Genomic DNA, 4,137 nt, shown 5'->3' on the forward strand with positions numbered 1-4,137 from the left:
ACGACCGATAGGGTATAAACGTCCCTAGCCATTTTGTCTCTCGGCCGATCGTTTTTGGCCCGTACCGAGAATTGTCCGATGCCTTTGAACCGTCGTCGCTTTCTAGCGCTCGCCATGGGCTGGCCTGCCATGGCCAGTGCCTCCGTCAACGCGCCCGCCTCCACGTACCAGCCCAGCGACTTGATCCGAACGTTGCTCGACAGCGCCGCCAAGCCGCGTCACAGCAACGAACTCTGGGTGCTGATCGACGACCGGGAATCGGTATTGAGCGTTTTCCGCGGCGACGCCTTGATCGAGCGTTACGCGCCGATTTCGCTGGGGCGGGGCGGGGCTAGAACGCAGCGGGTACGCGGTGACAACACCACGCCGCTGGGCGAGTTTCGCGTTTATCGCTTCAACCGCGAAAGTCGCTGGCATATCTTCATCGGTATCGATTATCCTACGCCGCCTCACGCGCGCATGGCGCTCGAGGCCGGTATCTACTCCCAGGCCGATTACGAGGCGTATTTCGACGCCTACCGCCGCTTCGGGTACCCCCCGCAGGAGACTGCCCTGGGGGGCGCCATCGGCATACACGGGCTGGGCTCCGCCGACCCGGAAATTCACGGGCGTTATCACTGGACTCAGGGTTGCATCGCGGTCACCAACGAACAGATCGAACGCATCGCGTCGCTCGTAGATGTTGGCACCCGCGTCGTGATCCGCTAGTATGATAGCGGTCCATAAGGAAGTTTCAGGTTTAAAACAGGTGGCTATGGACAAGCGCTGTGGACTAATATAAAACAGCGTTTGACTTGAGCCGGATGACGTAAGTCATTGGCGCCAGTCACTGTAAAGAACCTGCACCGCAGGTAGACAAAACCAAGCTGACCTTCTAGCCTTCGTTTTGTCATACCTTCAACGTAGTACCCAAGGAAGACTCAAGGAGAACATCATGACTCTGAAGACTGCTCTGAAAATGACCGCTGCTGCTGCTTCTCTGGCCGTTCTGGCTGGCTGTGCTTCTACCAGCGCTCTGGAAGAAGTTCGCATGACTGCCGAATCTGCCCAGGCTGACGCCGCAGAAGCTCGCAGCATGGCTTCACAGGCTCTGAACACTGCAAACCAGGCTCAGCGCGACGCGCAAGCCGCTCTGCAGATGTCCGAGCAGAACCGTGAAGAAATGAGCCGTCAGTTCCAGCGCTCCATGCAGAAGTAATTCTGCATGGACCACTGAGTACCCACTGGGCTCAGCGGTCTGCGTAAGCTGTGAAAAACCCCGCCTTGTGCGGGGTTTTTTATTGCCCATTCTTTATTGCTCGTTCAAGGCAGCGCCATGAAGCGGGGATGAAAAGGGAAGCTGGGGTGAAAAGGAAGCGGGCATGAAAAAGCGGCTACCGCTGAGCGGTAGCCGCTGATCACTTCAGGGCTCGTCAGACGTCGCTGTCGCGCTCGACCACGGCGCTGAGCTCCACTTCCTGGAAAAGGCCTTCGCGCTCGGAAGGAGCCTGCTCGGCGGGCGATTCGGCTTCCGCCGCCGGCGCCTGCGGACCGTACAGGGCCACGAAGCGACCGTTGGGTGATTCCACCGCGCGCTTCACCTGGGCGTAATCCACCTCGATCTCTTCCTGGGTGAGGGCCTCGATGCGCTCGATGGCGTTGAGCAGCGGTTCGAAATCGCCTACGTTCTCCTCGAGCTGCGGGTAGGACTGCACGTAAAGCGTGCCATCGGCGCCCCAGCCGGCTTTGAACGGCGCATCCATCAGGTTGACCTGGGTGCCGCTCGGAACCCGCTCCCAGAGCGACTCGATGTCTTCCGGATACATGCGAATGCAGCCACGGCTGGCGCGCATGCCCACGCCGTCGGGGCGGTTGGTGCCGTGAATCAGGTAGCTCGGCATGCCCAGAAGGATCGCGTGACGACCCAGCGGGTTGTCCGGGCCGGCGGGCACCACCGCAGGAGCGGGCTCACCACGCTCGGCGGCCTCGCGGCGCATGGAGGCGGGGGGCGACCAGGCCGGATCCTTCACCTTGACGGTAGTGCGGGTCAGGCCCACTGGAGTGGCGAACTCCTCGCGACCGACGCTGACCGGGTAGGTCTCGACGATGCCGGGGTTGTCCTCCGGGTAGTAGTAAAGGCGCAGCTCCGACAGGTTGACCACGATGCCCTTGCGCTCCGCCGGCGGCAGGATGTACTGGGCAGGAATCACCACCTCGGTGCCTTCGCCGGGTACCCAGAGGCTCACGTCCGGGTTGGCCATGCGAATCTCTTCGTAGCCGATGTTGTGGCGTCTGGCGATGTCGAGCAGCGTCTCTTCCGGGTTTTCCACGGTGACGGTGTAGTACTGGCCGACGATGTCGCCTTCGTCCGGCAGACGGTAGTGGCCGCGCGGCAGCTCGCGCTGGGCCTCGACCTGCTCGGCGCTGGCCAGCGCCTGGGCGTCCAGACCCTGGGTGGCGACGGTCGGTGCGTCACCACTTTGCTGTGCGTAGACCGGCCCGGCGAGGCTTGCGGCCATCAGGACCGCAAGGCTCGTGGGTCCCCAGAGAGTAAAGGTGCGTCGTGTGTTCATGGTCGTTCCTAATGAGTTAATCCACCGCTAAGTCGCGTCTTCAGTCGAGCCAATCCGCTTGTCATGCGGCTTAGGTCTAAGTGTGCCCCAAGGCTTACGCCGCCGCTACTTTTTGGTTGAGCTTCCCCAGCAGGTTTTCGATGACCTCGAAGCGCTGATCGAAGGTTTCCATGGGAAATTCGAACCTCAGCGTGTCCGCGCCGTCGAGGCGATAGTGCTGCGAGGAGGTCTGGATCAGGTTGACCAGCGTCAGCGGGTCGACCTGCGTCGTGTTCTCGAAGAGCACGCGTCCTCGGGTATCACCGGCCTCGATGCGCGCGATGCCCAGCGGTTCGGCCCGATGGCGAAGCCGGGTCTGGCGAATGAGGTTCTTGAGCGCAGCGGGCAACAGGCCAAAGCGATCGATCAGTTCCACCTGCAGCTCCTTGAGCTCGGCGTCGCTTCGGGTGTTGGCGATACGCTTGTACATCACCAGTCGCTGCTGTACATCATGAATATAGTCGCTGGGGATCAAGGCGGGTAGGTTCAGGCTGATTTCCAGGCCGCTATCGAACGGCGCCTCGATGTTGGGCGTCTTGCCGGCCCGAATCGCCTTCACCGCCCGGTCGAGCATCTCCATGTAGAGAGTGTAGCCGACGGTCTCCATCTGGCCGCTCTGCTCGTCGCCGAGAAGCTCGCCGGCGCCGCGAATCTCCATGTCGTGACTGGCGAGCGTGAAGCCCGCACCCAGGTCGACGGAGGCACTGATCGCTTCGAGGCGCTTGACCGCGTCCCGGGTCATCGCCTTGGGTGGGGGAGTGAGCAGGTAGGCATAGGCCTGGTGATGGCTTCGGCCCACGCGCCCGCGCAGCTGGTGAAGCTGGGCGAGGCCGAACTTGTCCGCGCGCTCGATGAGGATGGTGTTGGCGCTCGGAACGTCGATGCCGGTCTCGATGATGGTCGAGCACACCAGCACGTTGAAACGACGGTGGTAGAAATCCGACATCACCCGCTCGAGGCTTCGCTCCGGCAGCTGGCCGTGGGCCACGCCGACGCGCGCCTCGGGCACCAGCTCGCGAATCTTCTCGGCGGCGTTCTCGATGGTCTTCACTTCGTTGTGCAGGAAGTAGACCTGGCCACCGCGAAGTAGCTCGCGCAGAAGCGCTTCCTTGATCAGGCTTTCGTTGTGCTGCTGCACGAACGTCTTCACCGACAGCCGCTTGGCCGGCGGGGTGGCGATGACCGAGAGATCGCGAATGCCGCTCATCGCCATGTTGAGCGTGCGCGGGATCGGCGTGGCGGTCAGCGTGAGAATGTCGATCTCGGCGCGCAGGCTCTTGAGCTTCTCCTTTTGCGCGACGCCGAAGCGGTGCTCCTCGTCGATGATCAAAAGCCCCATCTTGGGCAGTTCGACGCTCTTCGACAAAAGCTTGTGGGTGCCGATGACGATATCCGCGTGCCCCTCCTTGATGTTCTCGAGCGTCTTGGTCATCTCCTTGCCGCCGGTGAAGCGCGAGATCAGGCTGATGTTGACGGCGGTGTCGGCGAAGCGGTCGCGGAAGTTCTCGAAGTGCTGGCGGGCGAGCAGGGTGGTGGGCACCAGTAC

Annotated in this window: 4 protein-coding genes; 2 read left to right on the plus strand and 2 right to left on the minus strand. The window is 62.1% G+C overall.

From position 1 onward, the window contains the following. The first annotated feature begins 78 nt into the window (after positions 1 to 78). Both BIS11_RS12170 and BIS11_RS12175 read left to right on the plus strand, forming a co-directional pair. Positions 79 to 708, plus strand: coding sequence for a murein L,D-transpeptidase family protein (locus tag BIS11_RS12170; RefSeq protein WP_253423380.1), 630 nt, complete (start codon positions 79 to 81; stop codon positions 706 to 708). A 226-nt stretch (positions 709 to 934) separates the two neighbouring features. Further along, positions 935 to 1,198 carry an Lpp/OprI family alanine-zipper lipoprotein gene (locus BIS11_RS12175; RefSeq protein ID WP_227390969.1) on the plus strand — a complete coding sequence of 88 codons (264 nt, stop codon included), beginning with the start codon at positions 935 to 937 and terminating at the stop codon, positions 1,196 to 1,198. 214 nt (positions 1,199 to 1,412) lie between these two features. Here BIS11_RS12175 and BIS11_RS12180 read toward each other — a convergent pair whose 3' ends face one another. Both BIS11_RS12180 and BIS11_RS12185 read right to left on the minus strand, forming a co-directional pair. Then, complete coding sequence (locus BIS11_RS12180; protein ID WP_253423377.1) at positions 1,413 to 2,552, minus strand: L,D-transpeptidase family protein; 1,140 nt, start codon at positions 2,550 to 2,552, stop codon at positions 1,413 to 1,415. A gap of 94 nt (positions 2,553 to 2,646) precedes the next feature. Then, the coding region (locus tag BIS11_RS12185) for a TRCF domain-containing protein (protein WP_253586125.1) at positions 2,647 to 4,137 on the minus strand (1,491 nt) is incomplete at its 5' end.

The sequence above is a fragment of the Halomonas sp. 707D4 genome (assembly GCF_024158685.1).
In the GTDB taxonomy this organism is placed as follows: Bacteria; Pseudomonadota; Gammaproteobacteria; order Pseudomonadales; family Halomonadaceae; genus Vreelandella.

Bases quoted from the DNA above. Each gene is read 5' to 3' on its own strand.
- BIS11_RS12170 (WP_253423380.1), top strand. From the start codon at position 79: ATGCCTTTGAACCGTCGTCGCTTTCTAGCGCTCGCCATGGGCTGGCCT.
- BIS11_RS12175 (WP_227390969.1), top strand. From the start codon at position 935: ATGACTCTGAAGACTGCTCTGAAAATGACCGCTGCTGCTGCTTCTCTG.
- BIS11_RS12180 (WP_253423377.1), bottom strand. From the start codon at position 2,552: ATGAACACACGACGCACCTTTACTCTCTGGGGACCCACGAGCCTTGCG.